The following is a 22,320-nucleotide window of genomic DNA, read 5'->3' on the forward strand; positions in this document are numbered from 1 at the left end:
CCAGACCTAAAGCCTGGGAGCGGCCTTTATGCTGGTGCACCTGTCCGTACACAACTACGCCATCGTTGAACATCTCGATCTCGAGCTTGATCGCGGGATGAGCGTGATTACAGGGGAAACCGGCGCCGGCAAGTCGATCATGCTCGACGCCCTGGGCCTGACCCTCGGTGATCGCGCCGACAGCGGCGTGGTCCGCCCGGGCGCCGACAAGGCCGACATCCTGGCCACCTTCGATCTGGTCGACATCCCGGAGGCTCATGCCTGGCTGGCTGAGCGCGACCTCGAAAACGACGGCCCGTGCATCCTGCGCCGAGTCATCACGGCAGAAGGACGCTCGCGCGGCTATATCAACGGCACACCCTGCCCGCTCGGCGATCTCAAGGCCCTCGGCGAACTGCTGATCGATATCCACAGCCAGCACGAACACCAGTCCCTGCTGAAACCCGATACCCATCGACGCCTGCTGGATGAATACGCCGGCGCGACCGATCTGGCCCGCCAGGTTCAACTGGCCGCTCAACGCTGGCGCCAGACCCGCCAGGAACTGGAGCGCCTCTCCAATTCCGGCGACGAACAACGCGCGCGCCACCAACTGCTCAGCTACCAGCTCGAAGAGCTGGAAAACCTCGGTCTCGGCGAAAACGAGCTGGAACAGCTGGAGCAGGAACACAAAAACCTGACCAACGCCGAAACCCTGCTTGGCATTTGCCGACAAGTGGTCGAACAGTGCAGCGAGAGCGACTCCGGCAACGTGCTGAACGCCCTGACCGCCAGCCTCAACCGCCTGTCGAGTGTGAACAACTCGATTGGCGCATTGGGCGAGGCCAGCAGCCTGCTGACCAGCGCACAGATCCAGGTCGAAGAAGCGGTCGGCGAGCTCAACCGCTTCCTTGATAACTTCGATGCCGATCCGGCACGTCTGCAATATCTGGAAGAACGCCTCGACGCGATCTACACCCTGGCACGCAAGCACCGGATCCAGCCCACCGAAGTCGCCGAGATGCAGCAGAAACTGCTGGATGAAATCGAAACGCTCAACGCCAACGACGAATCCATCGAGCGCCTGGGCGAAGAACTGGCTTCTTATGCCCGCCACTATCAAGAGAAGGCGCGGGAACTGAGCGACTTGCGCCATCAGGCGGCCGGCAGCCTCGCCAGCGCCGTGGAACAGGAGATCCAGCGTCTGGGCATGCCCGGTGGCCGCTTCACCATCGAGCTACGTGCCAACAGCAGCGATGAATTGCTGCCTAATGGCCTGGAACAAGTCGAGCTGCTGGTCAGCGCCAACCCTGGCCAGCCGCTGAAGGCGCTGGCCAAAGTGGCCTCCGGTGGCGAGCTCTCGCGGATCAGCCTGGCGATCCAGGTGATCACTGCGCAAACCTCACGGGTGCCAACACTGGTATTCGACGAAGTGGACGTGGGCATTGGCGGGCCGACTGCGGAGATTGTCGGCCAGTTGCTGCGGCGCCTGGGCGATCGCGGGCAGGTACTGACCGTGACGCACTTGCCGCAGGTCGCGGCGCAGGGGCATCAGCATTTATTTGTGCACAAGGTGCGCGGCGAGCAAGCGACTCACACCGCCGTATCCAAACTGAGCAAGAACGACCGCATAGAAGAAGTGGCGCGGATGCTGGGTGGCATCGATCTGACCAAAGAGTCTTTGGCTCACGCGAAAAAGATGGTGGTTACCGCAAAAGCGTAAGAAAAGCAGAAAGCACGAAGGCGACCCTTGGGTCGCCTTCGTTCGTTTCGCGAATCTGAAATTCGCGCGACATGCTTACTTTTTCTTGCGTACGTACAGCACCAGATTGTGATCTACCAGATCAACACCGTGCTCCTCGGCAATTGCCTTCTGGAGCTTTTCGATTTCCGGACTGACGAATTCGACGACTTCACCGGTTTCCACGTTGACCATATGGTCGTGGTGGCCACCGTCGGCCAATTCGAATACCGCGTGGCCACCGTCGAAGTTGTGACGGACCACGAGGCCAGCCGCTTCGAACTGGGTCAGAACACGGTAAACCGTGGCCAGACCGACGTCCTCGCCAGCTTCCATCAACGCCTTGTAGACGTCCTCGGCACTCATGTGACGCTGCTCGGTAGAGTCGAGCATTTGCAGGATCTTGACCCGTGGCAGGGTCACTTTGAGGCCGGCTTTGCGTAGTTCGCTATTTTCAACCATGGTCAGCTTTCTCGCGATGCTGCTTCGCAGCTTCTCTTAATGCGGGTATGATCGGCGTTTACGTTGTCCCAGCCAAGATAGTGGAAGTCGCCCACCGATGCAAAACACCAAGCTCTTGCTAACCAGTTTCACCTTTGTGGGACTGCTCGCACTCGCCGGTTGTTCATTCCCCGGGGTTTACAAAATCGACATCCAGCAGGGCAATGTCGTCACGCAGGACATGATAGACCAGTTACGCCCGGGAATGACCCGCCGGCAAGTACGGTTTATCATGGGTAACCCTCTGCTGACCGACACGTTCCATGCCGATCGCTGGGATTATCTGTACAGCCTGCAACCTGGCGGCGGTGAACGCCAACAGGAACGCATGAGTGTTATTTTCAACTCTAACGACCAGCTCGTCAGCCTGTCCGGTGACTTCATGCCGGGCGTAAGCCGTGACGAAGCCATTCTCGGCAAGGACAGTGGCACCAGCGTCACCGCCCCTGCTGAAAACGCCGAGAAGCCGAAGCCGGAACAACCCGCTAAACCAGGTTCCTTGCTGGACTCGATCCAGAAGGACGTGGACGGTGTTGAAACCGTTCCGGTTCCGACGCCTGAACCGCTGGACACCTCGCCGCAATAATTTGCGACGTAATAAAAAACCCGGAAATTCCGGGTTTTTTATTGTCTGCGATCTGGCCAGGCTACTGATTTCGCGCTTTCGCCTCGGCAGCCTTGGCTGCCCGCAAGCGTCGCACTTCTTTCGGATCCGCCAGCAATGGCCGGTATATCTCGAGGCGATCGCCCGCCTGAATCAGGCGAACCCGTGGATCAGCAACCACTTTGCCGAAGATGCCCAGCGGACACTCGCTCAAGTCCAGCTCCGGGAATTCAGCCCCGATACCGGACGTCAGCGCCGCCTCACGCACCGTCGTCCCTTCAGGGACACTGACAGTGCGCAAGACCTGCCGATCCACGGCGGCATACACCACCTCTATCTCGATCACCGGCTCAACCATGCATCTGCTTGGCGCGCTGGCAAAACGCATCCACCAGCGTATTCGCCGCCTGATTGAACAACGGGCCGAGGGTCGCTCTGACTATCGGGCCGGCGTAATCGAACGACAGATCCAGGCTGATCTTGCAGGCCTTTTCACCCAGCGGCTTGAACACCCATACGCCGTGCAACTGGTTGAACGGACCTTCTTCCAGATTCATTTCAATCGACTGCCCCGGCACCAGCGTATTGCGCGTGACGAAATGCTGGCTAAGACCGCCCTTGGCCACACCAACGCTGGCGCGCATGTGCTCAGGCGAGCTTTCCAGCACCTCGGCGGACGAACACCAAGGGAGAAACTCTGGGTAACGCGCCACGTCGTTGACCAGGTCATAGAGAAATTGCGCCGGGTACGGCAGCAGCGCTGACCGTTGAATATGTGTCGTCATGTAAGCGTCACTTCCAGAGCTGGGTGGCAAACACTACTAGAATGCCGATGGGCGCCACATAGCGCATCAAGAACAAGGACAGAGCAAACAGCAGCGGGTTACGGATCGCCAATTCCTCACGCACCGCCTCACGTCCCATCACCCAACCGGCAAACAGCACGAAGCACAGGCCACCGAGCGGCAGCATGATCCGCGAGGTAAAGAAGTCGATCACACCGAAGAAGTCCAGACCGCCCGCCGCCCCCCATTGGTAGAGATGGAACAGTCCGCCTTCGTTCACGAAAAATTTGGCTTCCTTCCAGATATTGAAGGAGAACACCGTGCCCAGACCGACGAACCAGCAAATAAAGGCCAGCCAGAACGTCACCCAGCCGCGGCTGATTTTGGTGCGTTCCACCAGGTAGGCAACCATCGGCTCAAGCAGGGAAATCGCCGAGCTCCAGGCGGCAATCGCGACCAGGACAAAGAACACCACGCCCATCAACTGGCCGAACACCACGTTACCAAAGGCAAATGGCAGACTGACGAACATCAGGCCGGGGCCTTCGCTAGGGTTCAAGCCGCCGGCAAATACGATCGGGAACAGCGCCAGCCCCGCCACCAGCGATACGAAGGTATCGAGCAACGCTACACCCACCACGGTGCCGGACAGCGAGGCTTCCTTAGTCATGTAAGCGCCGTAGATCATGATCGAACCGACGCCCACGCTCAGGGAAAAGAACGCGTGCCCCATGGCCGGCAACAAGCCGTCGAGGACTTTTTCCGGGTGAAAATCGAACATGAAATGCACGCCTTCCATGAAATGCCCGGTGGTCATGCTGTAACCCAGCAACACCAGCACCATCACGAACAGCAGTGGCATCATGATTCGCAGGCTGCGCTCAAGCCCGGCGACCACCCCCCTGGCGATCACCACAGCCGACAGCAGCATAAAAACTGTGTGCCAAAGTGTCAGGCGCCAAGGGTCGGAGATGACATTGCCGAAATAAGCACCGACCTGCTCCGCCGTGGCGCCCTGGAAATCCCCGCGCCCCATGTCGATGATGTAATCCAGCGACCATCCGCCGACCACACTATAGAAAGACAGGATCAGCAACGCCGTGATCATTCCGGCAAATGCGCCCCACGACCACTTGCCCGAATGCCCGGCCTCCCGTGCCAGGACCTTCAGGGCGTTCGCCGGACTCTGCCGCGCACGCCGGCCGATCAGGGTTTCAGCGAGCATGACCGGGATCCCGATCAGGGCGATGCAGGCCAGAAACATCAGCACGAAGGCGCCGCCACCGTAGACCCCGACCATGTAGGGGAATTTCCAGATGCTGCCCAAGCCCACGGCCGAACCGGTCGCGGCGAATATGAAAACCCAGCGGCTAGCCCAACTGCCGTGGACAGAAACCTTGTCTGTCGACATCGAATATCACGCCCAAGCATCAGAAAAAGAGGCCGCATTGTCCGGGATTCACTCAACCTGCTCAAGCACGCAGCATCACCGTAGCCGAGGACCGTTTATCTCCATATAATGCCGCCCCTATGGCTAAACAGAAGAAACACCCAACAGGGACCATCGCGCAGAACAAAAAGGCGCGACACGATTACTTCATCGAACATCGGTTCGAGGCTGGTCTGGTCCTGGCCGGCTGGGAAGTAAAAAGTCTGCGGGCAAGCAAGCTGCAACTGGTCGACAGTTACGTGCTGCTCAAGGATGGCGAAGCCTGGCTCCTCGGCAGTCACATCACGCCGTTGATGACCGCCAGTACCCACGTCATCGCCGATCCGACCCGCACCCGCAAACTGCTGCTCAACAAGCGCGAGCTGGAAAAACTCGCTGCTGCCGTGCAACAGAAAGGCTACGCCTGCGTCTGCCTGTCCTTCTACTGGAGCAAGCACATGGTCAAGTGCGAAATTGCTCTGGGCAAGGGCAAGAAGGAATACGACAAGCGTGACACCGAGCGCGAACGCGACGCCGGTCGTGAGCTGCAGCGCGCTGTGCGCAACAAGGGCAAGGAAGAATAATTTCTTCTGCCTGAAAAGATCGCAGCCTGCGGCAGCTCCTACACAGGAATGAGAATTCCCCTGCAGGAGCTGCCGAAGGCTGCGATCTTTTTGCGTCTAAAAGCTACATTCCTTTGCGCCGCTCCGCCCGAGCCATGCGCTGAACCTCTTGCCGCACTTCTTCCAGCACCTCCTGCACATACAGAATGTGTCGGCTGGAGACTTCCCGCGCTTGCTCCGCACGCCCCTCGATAATCGCCAGGTACAATTCCCGGTGCTGAGAAATCAGCATATCGCGGGTTTCCGTGCGCTGTTTGTACATGCCGCCGATGTTGGTCACCACGTTGCGTTTGAGCAGATCGAACAGCCCGCGAATGGTGTGCAGCAGCACCGCGTTGTGGCTGGCTTCGGCGATCGCCAGATGAAACTTCGCATCCGCCGCGCCCTCTTCCACCCGGCTGACCTCATCATGCCGTGCATAGCAATCCTGCAGCTCGTCAAACGCTGCAGTAAGGCGCTCGCGATCCACGTCGGTAGCGCGCAATGCCGCGTAATAGGCGCACGATGCCTCCAGAGTATGCCGAAATTCCAGCAAGTCGCGTTGCGCCTCCGGATTGCTCTCAAGCAGCAATAGCAATGGATCGCTGAACGTCGAACCCAGGGTTTCCACGACATAGTTGCCGCCGCCCTGGCGACTGACCAGCAAGCCCTTGGCCGCCAGTTTTTGAATCGCTTCGCGCAATGACGGACGCGATACGCCGAACTGCTCGGCCAGCGCACGCTCAGCCGGAAGCCGCTCACCGGACTTCAGCGTGCCCTCGAGGATCATCCCCTCGAGTCGCTCGACAATATCGTCAGACAAACGGCGCTGACGAATCTGATCAAACCCCATAACTCAATTCTCCACGATCCCGACCGCTCGCCGGGCTCTCTATTCTGGCCTATCGGCGCCCCGCCGACACCTGTCAGAGCGCATTCGCCCGACCGGATCAGATGTCATCTGCACCGCTTATTCGACAAAAGTTTCAGGGCGACAAATTGACACACCGTCATCAAGGCTTTTACCCTAGCCAACAGCGATTGTAAATTGGTATTACCAATTAACCAAGAACGCTGACAGTGCCTGACCAACAACAATTAGGGGCCACCCCATATGCAAACCTGGCAACAGTTCTATACCCCGCTCGGCAGTCTCGGCGTCTCCGCTCTTGCGGCCGTCATTCCCATCGTTTTCTTCTTCCTCGCTCTGGCGGTGTTCCGCCTCAAGGGGCATGTGGCCGGCAGCATCACGCTGGCGCTGTCGATCGCCGTGGCGATTTTCGCCTTCCACATGCCGGTCGACATGGCTTTCGCCGCAGCCGGATACGGCTTTGCCTACGGTCTGTGGCCGATTGCCTGGATCATTGTTGCGGCGGTGTTCCTCTACAAACTGACGGTCAAAAGTGGCCAGTTCGAGGTCATTCGCAGTTCGGTGCTGTCGATCACCGACGACCAGCGCCTGCAGGTGCTGCTGATCGGTTTCTGCTTCGGCGCGTTTCTGGAAGGTGCCGCCGGTTTCGGCGCGCCCGTGGCGATTACGGCCGCGCTGCTGGTCGGCCTCGGCTTCAACCCGCTGTACGCCGCCGGCCTGTGCCTGATTGCCAACACCGCGCCAGTGGCGTTCGGTGCCCTGGGGATCCCGATCATCGTGGCCGGCCAGGTCACCGGTATCGACGCGTTCAAGATCGGCGCCATGACCGGTCGCCAACTGCCACTGCTGTCGCTGTTCGTACCGTTCTGGCTGGTGTTCATGATGGACGGCCTGCGCGGCGTGCGTGAAACCTGGCCGGCAGCGCTGGTTGCGGGTCTGAGCTTCGCCGTAACCCAATATTTCACGTCGAACTTCATCGGCCCGGAGCTGCCGGACATCACCTCGGCCCTGGCCAGCCTGATCTGCCTGACCCTGTTCCTGAAAGTCTGGCAACCAAAACGTACCGCGGGCGCGCAAATCGCTGGCACCACGTCGAGTGCAGCAATTACCGCCAGCGCCGGCGGCTTCGGCCAGAAGCGCACTACCGTGGCATCGCCTTACAGCCTCGGGGAAATTTTCAAGGCCTGGTCGCCGTTCCTGATCCTCACCGTGCTGGTGACCATCTGGACCCTCAAGCCCTTCAAGGCCATGTTCGCCGCTGGCGGTTCGATGTACGCCTGGGTGTTCAACTTTGCGATCCCGCACCTTGATCAATTGGTGATCAAGACCGCCCCGATCGTTGCCACGCCGACCGCTATCCCGGCCGTGTTCAAGCTCGACCCGATTTCCGCGACCGGCACGGCGATTTTCTTCTCCGCGCTGATCTCGATGCTGGTGCTGAAGATCAATTTCAAAACTGGTCTTACCACTTTGAAAGAGACCTTCTACGAACTGCGCTGGCCTATTCTGTCGATCGGCATGGTGCTGGCCTTCGCCTTCGTCACCAACTACTCGGGCATGTCTTCGACCATGGCCCTGGTGCTGGCGGCCACCGGTGCGGCGTTCCCGTTCTTCTCGCCATTCCTTGGCTGGCTGGGCGTGTTCCTCACCGGCTCGGATACCTCGTCCAACGCCCTGTTCAGTTCGCTGCAAGCGACCACCGCCCACCAGATCGGCGTCAACGACACCCTGCTGGTGGCGGCCAATACCAGCGGCGGCGTGACCGGCAAAATGATCTCGCCACAGTCGATCGCCGTGGCCTGCGCTGCGACCGGCCTGGTGGGCAAGGAATCGGATCTGTTCCGCTTCACCCTCAAGCACAGCCTATTCTTTGCCACGATCGTCGGCCTGATCACTTTGGCCCAGGCCTACTGGTTCACCGGCATGCTGGTGCACTAAACCTACAAGAAGCCTACAAGCAACATGGAAATAACCGACGCCGGCTCGTGATTCCGGCGTCAGCAATTCACACCCCGGTCTGTAAGGCTGCTGAAAGCCACACGCTCTATATTCAGCAGCCTCAGCGGACGGATAACCGGGACCACCCGGAGACGCCTGATGAGCGAGCTTTTTTACAACGCTGTGCCCAACGCGACCCGCGTTGCACCGCCACTGCCCGAACCTCGGCAATACCCCAGCGAGAAACCGTCGCGGGTCTACCTGTTCGGTACGTGCGTGGTCGACCTGTTCTACCCCGAAGCCGGGATGGACGCGATCCACTTGCTGGAGCGCGAAGGGATCAAGGTCGAGTACCCGCAGGGGCAGAGCTGCTGTGGGCAACCGGCCTACACCTCGGGTTACACCGAGCAGGCGCGGACGGTAGCGCGCGCGCAACTGGCGCTGTTTGCCGGGGATTATCCGGTGGTGGTGCCGTCGGGTTCCTGCGCGGGCATGCTGCGCGAGCATTACGCGGACTTGTTCAAGGACGAGCCGCAAACGTTGAAACAGGTGCAAGCCCTCGCGGCCCGTACCTATGAACTGGCCGAGTTTCTGCTGTTCGTCTGCAAGGTGCAGCTCAAGGACAGCGGCGAACCGGTCAAAGTCGCGCTGCACACCTCGTGTTCGGCACGGCGTGAAATGAATACCCACCTGCACGGCCGCGAGTTGTTGGCGCAGTTGAGCAACGTGGAACGGGTCAACCACGACCACGAAAGCGAATGCTGTGGCTTCGGTGGGACATTCAGCGTCCGTATGCCAGACATTTCCGGCGCGATGGTGGCTGACAAGACCCGGGCGCTGAAGGAATCCGGCGCACACAAGGTCTTGAGTGCCGACTGCGGCTGTTTGATGAATATCAACGGCTCGTTGGAAAAACAGCAGGAAGCGCTGCGCGGGCAACACCTGGCGAGCTTCCTCTGGCAGCGAACCGGAGGTGCGCAATGAGCACCTCGACGATTATTCCTACGGTTGCCGTAGAAGAAGATTTCCGCACCCGGGCACACAATGCCCTGGGCGATGCGCAGTTGCGGAATAACTTCCGCACGGCCATGGATTCACTGATGACCAAGCGGGCAGCGGCTTTCAGCGATGCCCACGAAAGAGAACATTTGCGTGCCCTGGGCAACTCGATCAGGGCCCGCGCGCTCTCCAAGTTGCCCGACCTGCTCGAGCAACTGGAACAGAACCTGACCCGCAACGGTGTGACAGTGCACTGGGCGGAAACGGTGGACGAGGCCAATGGCATCGTCTTATCGATCATCCGCGCTCACGAGGCGCGGCAAGTGATCAAGGGCAAATCGATGGTCAGCGAAGAGATGGAGATGAACCATTTCCTCGAGGCTCAAGGTGTTGAATGCCTGGAGTCCGACATGGGGGAATACATCGTCCAGCTCGACCACGAGAAGCCTTCACACATCATTATGCCGGCGATCCACAAGAATGCCGGTCAGGTCGCGTCCTTGTTCCACGACAAACTTGGCGTGGAATACACCAAGGACGTTGACCAACTCATTCAGATCGGTCGCAGAGTCCTGCGGCAGAAATTCTTCGAAGCGGACATCGGCGTCTCCGGTGTCAATTTCGCCGTCGCCGAAACCGGTACCCTGTTGCTGGTGGAAAACGAAGGCAACGGGCGCATGACCACCACCGTGCCGCCGGTGCACATCGCCGTCACCGGCATCGAAAAAGTCGTGGAAAACCTGCGCGACGTGGTGCCGCTGCTGTCGCTGCTGACCCGCTCGGCGTTGGGCATCCCGATCACCACCTACGTCAACATGATCTCCGGCCCACGCAAGGAACATGAACTCGACGGCCCGCAGGAAGTGCATCTGGTGCTGCTCGACAACGGTCGCAGCCAGGCCTTTGCCGACAGCGAACTGCGCCAGACCCTCAATTGCATCCGCTGCGGCGCGTGCATGAATCATTGCCCGGTCTACACCCGCGTCGGTGGTCACACCTACGGCGAGGTTTACCCGGGGCCGATCGGTAAAATCATCACCCCGCACATGGTCGGCCTGGCGAAAGTCCCGGATCATCCGAGTGCGTCGTCGCTGTGCGGTGCTTGCGGCGAGGTGTGTCCGGTAAAAATTCCGATCCCTGCCCTGCTGCGTCGCCTACGCGAAGAAAACGTCAAAGCCCCGGACTCGCCGCATCAAGTGATGCGCGGCCAGGGCAGCAAGTATTCGCGCAAGGAACGTTTCATCTGGAACGCCTGGGCGAAACTCAACAGCTCACCGACCCTGTATCGACTGTTTGGCTTCTTCGCCACGCGCCTGCGTGCGTTGACCCCGAGCAACATCGGCCCGTGGACGCAAAACCACAGCGCACCGAAACCCGCCGCCCGCTCACTGCACGACATGGCCCGCGAGCATCTGGCCAAACAGGGAGACCGCTGATGAGCGCCAAGCAAAATATCCTCGCCAAGCTACGGAAAAGTCTGACCGGTGCCACACCGATTGCCGACGACTTCGACGTCGATCTGGTGACGCAGCCTTACACCTACAGCGCCGAACAACGCATCCCGCAACTGCGCAAACTGATGGAAGCGGTGCACACCGAGATCCATCTGACGTCTAGCGCCGACTGGCCGGCTCTGCTCGCGCAATTGCTGCGTGATCGCCAACTGCCGAGCCTGTTGATCGCACCGACGACGCCCCACGGGCAGCGCATCACACAGCACTGGGCGAATAATCCGGATCTACCGGTGCTGAAGTCCTACGACCGGCCGATGGAAGAATGGAAAGCCGAGTTGTTCAACGACACCCCGGCCAGCGTCACGGGCACCCTCGGCGCCATCGCCGCGACCGGCAGCCTGATCCTCTGGCCCACCCGCGAGGAACCGCGGCTGATGAGCCTGGTGCCACCGGTGCATTTCGCCCTGCTCAAGGCCAGCGAAATCCGCGACAACTTCTATCAGGTGCAACAGGAATTCGAGTGGGCGCAAGGCATGCCGACCAACGCGTTGCTGGTGTCCGGCCCATCGAAAACCGCCGACATCGAGCAAGTGCTGGCTTACGGCGCCCACGGCCCGAAAGACCTGGTGGTGCTGATTCTGGAGGACCAATGACTTTACCGGCGACGTTCCTGCGAGATGCGCAACAACTGATTCCGGCCGAGCGCCGTTTTGACGACCCGCTGTCGACCCTGGCCTTCGGCACCGATGCCAGTTTCTATCGACTGATTCCGCAACTGGTGATCCGCGTCGAGTCCGAAGACGAAGTGGTGGCGCTGCTTAAACTGGCCCAGCGCGACCACGTCCCGGTGACCTTCCGCGCCGCCGGCACCAGTCTGTCCGGGCAGGCAATCAGCGATTCGGTGCTGATCGTGCTGGGGGATAACTGGAACGCCCGCGAGATTCGCGGCCAGGGCATGCAAATCCGCCTGCAGCCGGGTGTCATCGGCGCACAGGCCAACGCATGGCTGGCACCGTTCGGCCGCAAGATCGGCCCAGACCCGGCATCGATCAACGCTTGCAAGATCGGCGGCATCGTCGCCAACAACGCGAGCGGCATGTGCTGCGGCACGGCACAAAACACCTATCACACGTTGGCCGGGATCCGTCTGGTGCTGGCCGATGGCACGCGCCTCGACACCGAGGACGCCGCCAGTGTCGCCGCGTTTCGCGAAAGCCACCGCGAACTGCTGGAGCGCCTGGCGACGTTGGGCCGCGAGACCCGCGCCAACGCCGAACTGGCCGCCAGAATTCGCCACAAATACCGTCTGAAAAATACTACCGGCCTGTCGCTCAATGCGCTGGTGGATTTCGACGAGCCTGTGGATATCTTGAGCCACCTGCTGGTCGGCTCCGAAGGCACCCTCGGCTTCATCAGTGCGGTGACCTACGACACGGTAATCGACCACCCGAACAAGGCCTCGGCGCTGATCGTGTTCCCGGATGTGGAAACCTGCTGCAACGCCGTCACCGTGCTGAAAAGCCAACCAGTGTCGGCGGTAGAGTTGCTGGATCGACGCAGCCTGCGCTCGGTGCAGGACAAACCTGGCATGCCGGATTTCGTACAGCATCTGTCGAACAATGCCTGCGCGTTGCTGATCGAATCCCGCGCAGCCTCTTCCTCTTTGCTGCAGGAGCAACTGGCGCAGATCATGGCGTCGCTCAGCTGTTTCCCGGTGGAAAAGCAGGTCGATTTCAGCGAAGACCCTGTGGAAAACGCCAAGCTCTGGGCGATCCGCAAGGACACCTTCCCCGCCGTCGGCGCGGTGCGCAAAACCGGCACCACGGTGATCATCGAAGACGTGACCTTTCCGGTCGAGCAACTGGCTATCGGCGTCAATCGCCTGATCGAGCTGTTCGACAAACATTCCTACGACGAAGCGATCCTTTTCGGACACGCACTGGAAGGCAATCTGCACTTCGTCTTCACCCAAGGCTTTAACAGTCCGGAAGAAGTCGCACGCTATCAGGCGTTCATGGATGACGTCGCGCAACTGGTGGCCGTGGAGTTCGGCGGTTCGCTGAAGGCCGAACACGGCACCGGGCGCAACATGGCGCCGTTCGTTGAGCTGGAATGGGGCAGCGACGCCTATCAACTGATGTGGCAACTCAAACGTCTGCTCGACCCTAATGGCATCCTCAACCCGGACGTGGTGCTCAGCGAAGATCCGCAGATCCACCTCAAACACCTGAAGCCGCTGCCGGCGGCCGACGAGATTGTGGATAAATGCATCGAGTGCGGGTTCTGCGAGCCTGTCTGCCCATCGAAAGGCCTGACCCTCAGCCCTCGCCAACGCATCGTGATCTGGCGCGATATTCAGGCGAAAAAACGCGCCGGCGTCGACACCACTGAGCTGGAAAAAGCCTACGAGTACCAAGGCATCGAGACCTGCGCCGCAACGGGCTTGTGCGCGCAGCGTTGCCCGGTCGGCATCAACACTGGCGAGCTGGTGAAAAAGCTCCGCTCCCGTAACGCCACGCATCAGAAAACCGCTGACTGGATCGAAGGAAATTTCGCCAAGACCCTGCAAGGCGCACGCTTTACCCTGCATGTGGCCAACGGCGCGCGGATGCTGCTCGGCGCGCCGCGTCTGGCAAAGCTTTCGGCGACGCTGACGCGCTTGTCCAAAGGCCAGGTACCGCTGTGGACGAATGCGATGCCGCAACCGGAAAAAGCCATTCGCTTCAGCCCGAGCGTTTCCGATGAGCGCCCGCGCGTGGTCTATCTCGCGGCGTGTGTATCGCGGGTCATGGGCCCGGCGGCGGGGGATCAGGAGCAAATGTCGCTCTACGACAAAACCCGTGGCCTACTGGAAAAGGCCGGTTACCAAGTGGTGTTCCCGGACAATCAGGACAACCTCTGCTGCGGTCAGCCCTTCGCCTCCAAAGGCTATGCCGAACAGGCCGAGCACAAGCGTCAGGAGTTGATCAGCGCCCTGCTGCACGCCAGTCGCGGCGGGCTCGATCCGATCTATTGCGACACCAGCCCCTGCACCTTGCGCCTGGTGCAGGACGTGGGAGATGTGCGCCTGGACCTGTACGACCCGGTGCGTTTCATCCGTACGCACCTTCTCGATCGACTGGACTTCACACCGCAAGAAGCACCGATTGCGGTTCACGTGACGTGCAGCACGCAGCATCTGGGCGAAAGCCAGGCGCTGATCGATCTGGCACGCAAATGCAGCAAGACCGTGGTCATCCCCGAAGGCATTCACTGCTGCGGATTTGCCGGCGACAAGGGCTTCACCACACCGGAGCTGAACAGCCATTCACTGCGCACGCTCAAGGACGCGGTGCAGCATTGCAGCGAGGGGATTTCCACCAGCCGCACCTGTGAGATCGGCCTGACGCAACACGGCGGCATCGACTATCACGGGCTGGTCTATCTGGTGGATCGAGTGACCCGGGCCAAGGCCTGCTGAAGAAAAATAGAACCCTTGCGTGCGACCGTAGTCCACAGAACAGGCCCCGAAAATCGGGGCTTTTCCTCCACTCGGTTGCCCGTCCTGACGGCCAGCGAAGTCTGGATCCCTCAGTTCAAGGAGATACACATGAAACGTTCTGTACTGTTAGGTCTGTTCGTTACTGCCTCGATGATGGCCTCCACCTCGTTCGCCGCCGACAAGCCTGCCGACCTGTGCGATGCCAATATTCAAACCATCAACAACGCCAAAGGCCAGCTGTCATCGTCGCCAGAGCTGAGTCAGCGTGCCGAGACCAGCGTGAGCAAGGCTCAAGCGCTCAAAGCCCAAGGCAAGATCGATGACTGCGTTGCGGAAACCTCGCAAACCATTCTGGAACTGCGTAAATCCACCGGCACCAACAACTGATTCAAGGCCTCGGTCAACCTTCGGGTTGGCCTTGTCGGCCGTTTGGCGTACACTGCACAGGCTTGTTGCCTCACGTGATGTACGAGGCAATGAGTTCGGGGCCGATTAGGATTCGACGCCGGTGACGAAACTTTAGGTGCATGCCGACTTGGTAACAGAAGTCGTAAATCCACTGTTGCAACTTCTTATAGTTGCCAATGACGACCAATACGGTGCTGCTCTCGCTGCTTAATTGCAGCTGACATGCACTCCTGGTGCCTTCGGGCCCAGCAATCATCAGGGGATGTCTGTAAACCCGAAATGATTGTCATATAGAACAGAATCGCCGTGCAGTACGTTGTGGACGAAGCGGCTAAAACTTACACAACTCGCCCAAAGCACCCTGCCCGTCGGGTCGCTGAGGGTTAACTTAATAGACACGGCTACGCATGTAGTACCGACAGCGGAGCACTGGCGGACGGGGGTTCAAATCCCCCCGGCTCCACCAAATAATCATCTAAAGACGTCCACGGACGTCTTTTTTTGTGGCTGAAACCCAGCAAATACGGGGATTTCAGCGCCATCAGCGTCCACGGACGTCCGAGAGCAGCCACGCTTTGTGGCATTCCAAATGGCATTCCAAGCCCAACAGTGCTAATTTTTGGAATGCCAACACCATTCTGGAATGCCCATGTGCGCACAAGCTACTCGCCTCTCTGAGCTCAAAATCAAATCTGCCAAGCCTTCTGAAAAGGACTACGTCCTGTTTGACGGCGGTGGACTTCAAATGCGAGTGAGAAGTAATGGCTCCAAGCTATGGAACTTCAACTATCGTCACCCCGTGACGAAGAAGCGAATCAACATGGGCCTAGGTACCTTCCCTGAAATCTCGCTAGCGCAGGCACGAAAGGGCTCCATTGCAGCGAGGGAAATACTTGCCCAAGGCACCGATCCCAAAGAAAAACGAGATGCCGTGCTGCAAGCGAAGCAAGCTGAAACCGAGCACACATTTCAGAATGTCGCGACGTCCTGGTTTGAACTGAAAAAGGATGCGGTGACACCAGCTTATGCCGAGGACATCTGGCGTTCGTTGACGCTGCACGTGTTTCCGGACTTGGCCACCACACAGATTTCAGCCATCAGCGCACCGCAAGTCATCAACCTCCTTCGCCCGCTCGAAACCAAAGGCAGCCTTGAAACCGTTAAGCGGTTGTCACAACGACTCAACGAAATCATGACCTTCGGAGTCAACTCGGGATTTATTCACGCAAACCCGCTCAGCGGGATTCGATCCGTCTTCAAGAAGCCGAAAAAGAAGAACATGGCGGCGCTTGCTCCCGATGAGCTGAAAGAGCTCATGGTCGCAATTGCCAATGCCAGCATAAAAAGAACTACGCGTTGCCTTATCGAATGGCAGCTCAACACCATGACCCGCCCAGCTGAAGCTGCCACCACCCGCTGGGCTGACATCGACTTCGAAAAGAAGATCTGGACGATTCCAGCGGAACGCATGAAGAAACGTCGGATACACATTATTCCGCTCACGGAGCAAGCTTTGGCGTTGCTAGAAGCGATCAAACCCTGGAGTGGAAACCGAGAGTACGTTTTTCCGGCAGACCGAGACCCACGCACCCACTGCAACAGTCAGACTGCCAACATGGCGCTAAAGCGAATGGGCTTCGAAGGGCGCTTGGTGAGTCACGGTTTGCGCTCCATGGCCAGTACTATCCTCAACGAACACGGCTGGGAGCCAGAGCTGATCGAGGTAGCGCTTGCCCACGTCGATAAAGACGAGGTTCGCAGCGCCTATAACCGGGCGGATTACATCGAGCGCCGACGCCCGATGATGGCTTGGTGGAGCAACCATATCCAGGAAGCAGCAACCGGAAACTTGTCTGTATCAGCTATCAGAGAAAATCGAGATAAAAAGGTCGTTTCGATACGATGACCCTAAGGCGACCTCGACCCCAACGCTGTCCTTTACTGAGGGCAGCGATCGCCCCTAAGCAGCCAGTGACCGAAGGCTAACAGCCAAAGCGGCCCGTTAAAGTGCCTACTAAAGGGGCCGTTCAGTAGTCCACTCATGACAATCGTGAGTAGAGATAGAGCGCCTTGCAATGCTTTAGCCCACTCATGCTTGCTTTCGGTAATATCCGGGATATCTCAGGATTGCCGAAGGTTTAGAAATGAGTGTCATCCCGATGTCGGTATCGCTGCACGATCTTGGCCTCGCCTATCGCAAGGCCAAGGTTGATCTCTACTACTCAACCAACCCCTCGCTGTTCGACATTGCCAACTATGAAGATGACCTGAGCAAAAATCTCGCTCGCCTGAAAGAGCAGATCGAAGCCATGAACGAGGACTGGGTGAAAGACCCTGCATTTCTCGGCACTTGGACGCTGGCCCCCAAAGAAATCCAGATTACCAAAGGAAAGAAGGATCCAAGCCTAATCTTCGCCTCACCGGAAGCAGAGTGGGCAAGTGCGACTGAGGCCGACAACCACCCTACCGCCGTATTCCGCCTCATGGCTCGCTGCAGCATCGACTTTCACGTGCTGTCATCGCTATGGATGATGGAAGTCGGCGATCTCTTCGACAAACAGCTAAGCAGCAACGTCTTTGGCAGCCGCCTACGCCGTAACCGGCACGATGAGATCAGCACGTGGGCCCTTGGATCATTCAAACCCTATCTCAGACCCTTCCGTGAATGGCGCGACGGTGGCATCAAGGCGATGCGCACAGCCCTGAGCGAGAAGAAAAAAGTATTGGCACTGACAGCCGACGTAAGCAGTTTCTATCACGAGCTAAGCCCCGGCTTTATGCTCGACGACGGCTTCCTCAAATTAGCCAAAATTGAACTGAGCGAATCGCAGTCAAAACTGAACCGCCTGTTCATTTCCGCCTTGTTGGCCTGGGCACAAGAAACGCCACTAGGAAAAGGTTTACCCGTAGGGTTGCCTGCGTCTGCAGTGGTCGCAAACGCGGCACTAGTCGGGCTCGACCAGTTCATCGAGCAACAAGTAGTGCCACTGTATTACGGCCGTTATGTGGACGATATTCTGCTGGTCATGGAAAACGCCAGCGACATCAAAACCACTGAGCAGTTTTGGGAGTGGATCTTCAGTCGCGATGGCGGTAAGGACCTGCTTAAAAAAAATAACGGCAGCATTCTGTTCATACCTGGCTATCTCAAAGAAGACCGCATCGCTTTTGAAAACAGCAAAAACAAGCTGTTCATCCTTGCGGGGTCTGCAGGTACCGCTCTGGTCAACGCCATTTCCGAACAGATCAACCAACGTGCAAGCGAATGGCGCGCGTTACCCGACCTGCCGAATTCGCCCAACACCGTGGCTACGGACCTACTCAAAGCTACCAACCTTGCCGGAGAGCAAGCAGACAATCTGCGAAAGACCGATGCACTAACGCTGCACCGCGCCGGTTTTGCCCTCAGCCTTCGCAACTACGAAGCCTTCGAACGCGATATCCCCCCGGAGGATTGGCAAGCACACCGCCATGCCTTTTTCGCCGCAGTCATAGAGCATCTGCTCACCCCGATTAAGTTCTTCGAACTGGCTCAATACCTCCCGCGCATCATCCGCATGGCTACCGCCTGCGAAGACTATGAATACCTAGACAAGATCATCAATGCACTTGGTGGCCTGATCGTTAAAGTAGAGAACGACTGCACTTTAGCGATCAAAAGCCTAGCCGCTGCCAACGTGCCAGCCGAGGCCCGACATTTATGGAAGCGATCCATCTGGGAAGTAACAACGCAGAGCATCGTCTCTTCGTTTCCTCCCCGCCTAAGCAAATCCGGGGCTACCGCCTGGAAGAACCATATGACCGGTCATATGGAGAGCCTTGCATTCGTCATCTGGAGTAACTTCCTGGACAGGCCAATGAACATCACCACCCAGCACATACAGAAGCTTCAAGCTCGGCTGTTCAGCTTCGATCTCGCCCATATCCCCTTGCGCTTTACAGGCCTGCCTCAGGAAATGGTCAGCCAGCGCGGTATTCCACTCCGTAAAAACCTCGCTACTTTTGACGCAGAAGATCTATTGCCTGACGAGATGACCGACGGCATCGCTACACTGGCGAACTGGCTCAGGCTTAAACGCGGCACCCCGTCTGGTCTAACCTTTGCCACTCGCCCATTCAGCCTTAATGAGCTCTACCTCATAGCCCCCACTCCTTTTGCCGCCTCCAGCCGCAAGACACTGGGGTTGGTGGTGCAAGCCCTGCGCGGTTTTGAGCTGACCGAGCACAAGATGCCCCACCTCGACAAAAAGCAGGTTTTGCATATCCCGGACGGAGAACCCAAAGCAAAACAGACCATCGCTGTGGCCAGTTTGGAAACCAAAGATGAAAGCTTTACCGCCGCCATCATGGGGTGGCCCGATCCGGACAGCCTGCACCGTTACCAACGCATCAATCGCCTGATTAACGAACTGATCTCTCGGCCTGACGGCGCTGGTTACTTGATCCTCCCGGAAGTGTCTTTACCACCCCAATGGTTTATGCGTATCGCCGACAAGCTCAAAGGCCGTGGCATATCTTTGATCACCGGGGTGGAGTACCTCCATGCACCGAGAAAGTATGTGCGCCACCAGGTTTGGGCTTCGCTAACCCACGACGGTCTTGGGTTCCCTTCGCTGATGCTCTATCGCCAGGATAAACAGCGTCCAGCATTTCATGAGGAGCAAGAACTCTTTCGCCTAGCAGGCCTGCAGATGCAGCCCACTCAAGAGCAACAGTGGCAAAAGCCTCCAGTCATCCAGCATGGTGATTTCCGCTTTGCCATCATGATCTGCAGCGAGCTAACCAATATTCGTTACCGCGCAGACCTACGCGGACAGGTCGATGCGCTATTTGTTCCAGAGTGGAATAGCGACACCGACACATTCAACGCACTGGTGGAGTCTGCCGCCCTTGATATTCATGCCTACATCATCCAATGCAACAATCGCCGCTTCGGTGATAGTCGTATCCGCGCACCTTATAAAGACCGCTGGAAGCGCGACATATTACGAGTCAAGGGAGGTAACCACGACTACTGCATTACAGGTGAAATCGACGTACTGAGCCTGCGCCAGTTCCAGTCCAGCCACCGCTCGCCAGCCTCAGGTTTCAAGCCTGTGCCAGATGGCTTCAATGAGGACATGGCATCGGACCGGAGAGTATTGCCCAAAGGTGCCTAAACCTGACTCGATCAAGCAGGGTTGCCCATAGCGAAGCAAAAGCATCAGCGCGTAAAAACTAAAGAGATATCAAGGAGAGAGTCATGAAGTGGATTCGCAAGATTTTTGGTAAGGGCACTGAAGGCTCAGCAGCCTCGTCGGATGCTCCGGCAGAAGAGCTTGTTGGTAAAGATCGAGAAAGCGACGATGACAGCGATCAGTACTTTTCGGACGAGCCAATCACCTCAAAACATCAAGATCGGTTCGGGCGAGCGCCTTACGCAGCGCGTATCGCTGAGACAATCGCCAGGCGCCTCGACCCCTCAAGCATCGTCATCGGCCTGTTTGGCCCGTGGGGAGATGGAAAGACTTCAGTTCTCAAGATGATGGAGGAGTCGCTAGATCAACACGGACAGGTTGTCACAATACGATTCAATCCTTGGCACTTTCCTTCCGAGGACGCGCTTTTGCGCGGCTTCTTTGCGACCCTGGCTGAAGCCTTGGGTAAGGAGCCAGCATTCAAAGAAAAAGCGGCAGCGCTGCTTGAGTCCTACGGGGGGATCCTGTCTGTCATCTCAGTCGCTCTGCCGGGTGTAGAAATCAATCCAGGGGAAGCGGCGAAGCAGATCGGAGAGTCATTATCCAAAGTCAGTCTCGATAAGCTTAAGGATCAAATTGACGCTCTTCTGGGCCAAAGCGGGAAAAGATTGGTCATCCTTATCGATGATATTGACCGGTTGGATAGACAAGAAACCCACGCCATTTTCAAGCTGGTAAAGCTCTCGGCAAGCTTCAAGTACACCTGCTACGTTCTGGCTTTCGATGACGAGGTAGTCGCTGCTGCATTGGGTGAGCGTTACGGCGCCGGTGGACAAGAAGCGGGCCGCGCGTTTCTCGAAAAAATCATTCAGGTGCCCTTGCATCTACCCCCTGCTGATCAAATGAGCCTGCGAGAAATCGCTTTTGAGGGCGTCGAACATGCTCTTAATCAAGCAGGGATTGTCCTTGACCAGCGTCAGATCGACGTATTCACTCGTCATTTTGTAGATGGCCTTGAGCCGAAGCTTGAAACTCCACGAGTCGCAAAGCTGTACACGAACGCACTCATGTTTGCACTTCCACTCGTCAAGGGGGAAGTCAACATCGCTGAGTTCATGCTTGTTGAAGGACTGAGGGTCTTGTACCCGAAGCTCCATGCCGCAATTCGCGACAACGCAGATTTGTTTTTACAAGGGGAGCCCCGCGAAGCTTTGCGAGGTTTGGAAAAGCCTCCGTCAGCCATTGATCGACTCCTCGAAACCGCAATGCCGGGTTCTGCTTCAGAAGAGCGAGGCCAGATGCGAGAGCGACTTTTGAAACCTCTTTTTCCGCGAATCAGCAATATGATGTACGGGGGAGATTGGGAGGAGCGGTGGGGGAACGAGCGAAGAATTTGTTCGAGCCGTTATTTCAAACGCTACTTCGTTTACGGGGTGCCTGAAGGAGACATATCGGATAATCATTTAACAAACTTGATAGACGCCCTCGTCACAGCAGATACCGATTCGCAGCGCAGCCTGTTGAGCTCGTATTCGAAACGCGTCATGCCGCAATTGATCCAAGCACTTCGGAATCGAGCGGACTCTCTCGATGAAGTTTCGGCGTTAGCGATCGCAATCGCCGTCGCGAGGAATGGAGATCTTCTTCCGCGCGAACGCGGAGCTCTCGTAATCGGCGGCACGATAATGTACGCGGGGATACTAATTTCTCAACTTATCAGGCGAATCCCCTTATCAGACAGGCAGTCAGCTGCTGAGGCAGTACTTGGAGCGGCGTTTCCATTGGCAATGGGAATGGAGTGCGCCCGCTGGCTCACACACTCAGCGGACAGACCAGAAGAGCGCCGAGTTCTTCCTGATGGAGCGGACGACGCCCTTTACCATTTGTTCGCTGTTCGCATCCGTGACGCGGACGATGTTGAACCGTTGTTTATGCAGGCAGGAAGAGACGCACCAAATCTTTACTGGTACTGGCAGCACGGAAGAAATCGAGAAGAGATCGAAGCGCGCTTGCGCGAGGTTTTTGATAAAGACCCAGCGAAGCTGGATGACTTCCTCGACACCTACATTGGAGAAGGATGGGAAGTGGAAAGCGGCCTGCCGGTTAGGTCTGACCTAAGGCGCGAGAGCTACAACAGTATCGCGTCAATAATTTCACCGAACTACGTTTTTGATAACCTCCGCACCCGCTATGGCGCCGAGCTGGACGCCCCTCAGTACTATCAGAATGGAGAGCCAGCGAGAATAACGGCACACCAGTTCGCCTCTATACATCGTTCTATTGTCGCTGAGCAGCTTCCTAAGCCCGAGGATGCCGACGGATCAGGTAGCGACCCAGAGCAATCTGAATGA

Annotated in this window: 17 protein-coding genes and 1 other RNA gene; 13 read left to right on the forward strand and 5 right to left on the reverse strand. The window is 57.9% G+C overall.

Features of this window, described 5'->3' with window-relative positions:
* Window positions 1-28: 28 nt before the first annotated feature.
* A complete protein-coding gene (gene recN, locus KKQ10_RS18175) occupies window positions 29-1,702 on the forward strand; it encodes a DNA repair protein RecN (RefSeq protein WP_215501866.1) in 1,674 nt (557 codons plus the stop codon).
* A gap of 75 nt (window positions 1,703-1,777) precedes the next feature.
* Here recN and fur read toward each other — a convergent pair whose 3' ends face one another.
* Window positions 1,778-2,182, reverse strand: a complete 405-nt coding sequence (gene fur / locus KKQ10_RS18180; RefSeq protein WP_003221515.1) for a ferric iron uptake transcriptional regulator — start codon at window positions 2,180-2,182, stop codon at window positions 1,778-1,780.
* Between the two features lie 97 nt (window positions 2,183-2,279).
* On the opposite strand from fur, the gene KKQ10_RS18185 reads away from it, so the two are divergent.
* A complete protein-coding gene (locus KKQ10_RS18185; protein WP_003221514.1) occupies window positions 2,280-2,807 on the forward strand; it encodes an outer membrane protein assembly factor BamE in 528 nt (175 codons plus the stop codon).
* Window positions 2,808-2,868: 61 nt separating this feature from the next.
* On the opposite strand, the gene KKQ10_RS18190 is transcribed toward KKQ10_RS18185, so the two are convergent.
* From KKQ10_RS18190 to KKQ10_RS18200, 3 genes are read right to left on the reverse strand one after another with little or no spacing between them, the layout of a single operon-like run.
* Window positions 2,869-3,183, reverse strand: a complete 315-nt coding sequence (locus KKQ10_RS18190) for an RnfH family protein (protein ID WP_215501867.1) — start codon at window positions 3,181-3,183, stop codon at window positions 2,869-2,871.
* Window positions 3,176-3,610: a type II toxin-antitoxin system RatA family toxin gene (locus KKQ10_RS18195; RefSeq protein ID WP_025110465.1), complete on the reverse strand. Its 435-nt coding sequence runs from the start codon at window positions 3,608-3,610 to the stop codon at window positions 3,176-3,178. Before KKQ10_RS18195 ends, KKQ10_RS18190 begins: the two co-directional genes overlap by 8 nt.
* Before the next feature lie 7 nt (window positions 3,611-3,617).
* The gene (locus KKQ10_RS18200) at window positions 3,618-5,021 is read right to left on the reverse strand and encodes a sodium-dependent transporter (RefSeq protein WP_215501868.1); all 1,404 of its coding nucleotides are present in this window, start codon (window positions 5,019-5,021) and stop codon (window positions 3,618-3,620) included.
* 119 nt (window positions 5,022-5,140) lie between these two features.
* Here KKQ10_RS18200 and smpB point away from each other — a divergent pair, with 119 nt between their 5' ends.
* A complete protein-coding gene (smpB, locus tag KKQ10_RS18205; RefSeq protein ID WP_003221505.1) occupies window positions 5,141-5,623 on the forward strand; it encodes an SsrA-binding protein SmpB in 483 nt (160 codons plus the stop codon).
* 103 nt (window positions 5,624-5,726) lie between these two features.
* On the opposite strand, the gene KKQ10_RS18210 is transcribed toward smpB, so the two are convergent.
* Window positions 5,727-6,494, reverse strand: a complete 768-nt coding sequence (locus KKQ10_RS18210) for an FCD domain-containing protein (protein WP_127649874.1) — start codon at window positions 6,492-6,494, stop codon at window positions 5,727-5,729.
* Window positions 6,495-6,755: 261 nt separating this feature from the next.
* Between KKQ10_RS18210 and KKQ10_RS18215 the strand changes: the two genes are divergently transcribed.
* The 10 genes from KKQ10_RS18215 (at window position 6,756) to KKQ10_RS18260 (ending at window position 22,320) form a co-directional block, all read left to right on the forward strand.
* Window positions 6,756-8,450 (forward strand): lactate permease LctP family transporter, encoded by a 1,695-nt coding sequence (locus tag KKQ10_RS18215; RefSeq protein ID WP_215501869.1) that lies wholly within the window; start codon window positions 6,756-6,758, stop codon window positions 8,448-8,450.
* Window positions 8,451-8,609: 159 nt separating this feature from the next.
* Window positions 8,610-9,434 (forward strand): (Fe-S)-binding protein, encoded by an 825-nt coding sequence (locus KKQ10_RS18220; protein ID WP_215501870.1) that lies wholly within the window; start codon window positions 8,610-8,612, stop codon window positions 9,432-9,434.
* Window positions 9,431-10,885, forward strand: a complete 1,455-nt coding sequence (locus tag KKQ10_RS18225; protein ID WP_215501871.1) for a LutB/LldF family L-lactate oxidation iron-sulfur protein — start codon at window positions 9,431-9,433, stop codon at window positions 10,883-10,885. Before KKQ10_RS18220 ends, KKQ10_RS18225 begins: the two co-directional genes overlap by 4 nt.
* Window positions 10,885-11,556, forward strand: a complete 672-nt coding sequence (locus tag KKQ10_RS18230; RefSeq protein ID WP_215501872.1) for a LutC/YkgG family protein — start codon at window positions 10,885-10,887, stop codon at window positions 11,554-11,556. Before KKQ10_RS18225 ends, KKQ10_RS18230 begins: the two co-directional genes overlap by 1 nt.
* The gene (locus KKQ10_RS18235) at window positions 11,553-14,363 is read left to right on the forward strand and encodes an FAD-binding and (Fe-S)-binding domain-containing protein (RefSeq protein ID WP_215501873.1); all 2,811 of its coding nucleotides are present in this window, start codon (window positions 11,553-11,555) and stop codon (window positions 14,361-14,363) included. Before KKQ10_RS18230 ends, KKQ10_RS18235 begins: the two co-directional genes overlap by 4 nt.
* A gap of 129 nt (window positions 14,364-14,492) precedes the next feature.
* Complete coding sequence (locus KKQ10_RS18240; protein ID WP_127649886.1) at window positions 14,493-14,771, forward strand: PA2433 domain-containing protein; 279 nt, start codon at window positions 14,493-14,495, stop codon at window positions 14,769-14,771.
* A 97-nt stretch (window positions 14,772-14,868) separates the two neighbouring features.
* Window positions 14,869-15,258: a transfer-messenger RNA gene (ssrA, locus tag KKQ10_RS18245) on the forward strand.
* A 183-nt stretch (window positions 15,259-15,441) separates the two neighbouring features.
* Window positions 15,442-16,698, forward strand: a complete 1,257-nt coding sequence (locus tag KKQ10_RS18250; RefSeq protein ID WP_215501874.1) for an integrase domain-containing protein — start codon at window positions 15,442-15,444, stop codon at window positions 16,696-16,698.
* A 238-nt stretch (window positions 16,699-16,936) separates the two neighbouring features.
* A complete protein-coding gene (locus KKQ10_RS18255; RefSeq protein WP_215501875.1) occupies window positions 16,937-19,951 on the forward strand; it encodes an RNA-directed DNA polymerase in 3,015 nt (1,004 codons plus the stop codon).
* An 83-nt stretch (window positions 19,952-20,034) separates the two neighbouring features.
* On the forward strand, window positions 20,035-22,320 hold the full coding sequence (locus tag KKQ10_RS18260; protein ID WP_215501876.1) for a KAP family P-loop NTPase fold protein: 2,286 nt from the start codon (window positions 20,035-20,037) through the stop codon (window positions 22,318-22,320).

The sequence above is a fragment of the Pseudomonas sp. MG-9 genome, from assembly GCF_018729515.1.
GTDB lineage: Bacteria > Pseudomonadota > Gammaproteobacteria > Pseudomonadales > Pseudomonadaceae > Aquipseudomonas > Aquipseudomonas serboccidentalis.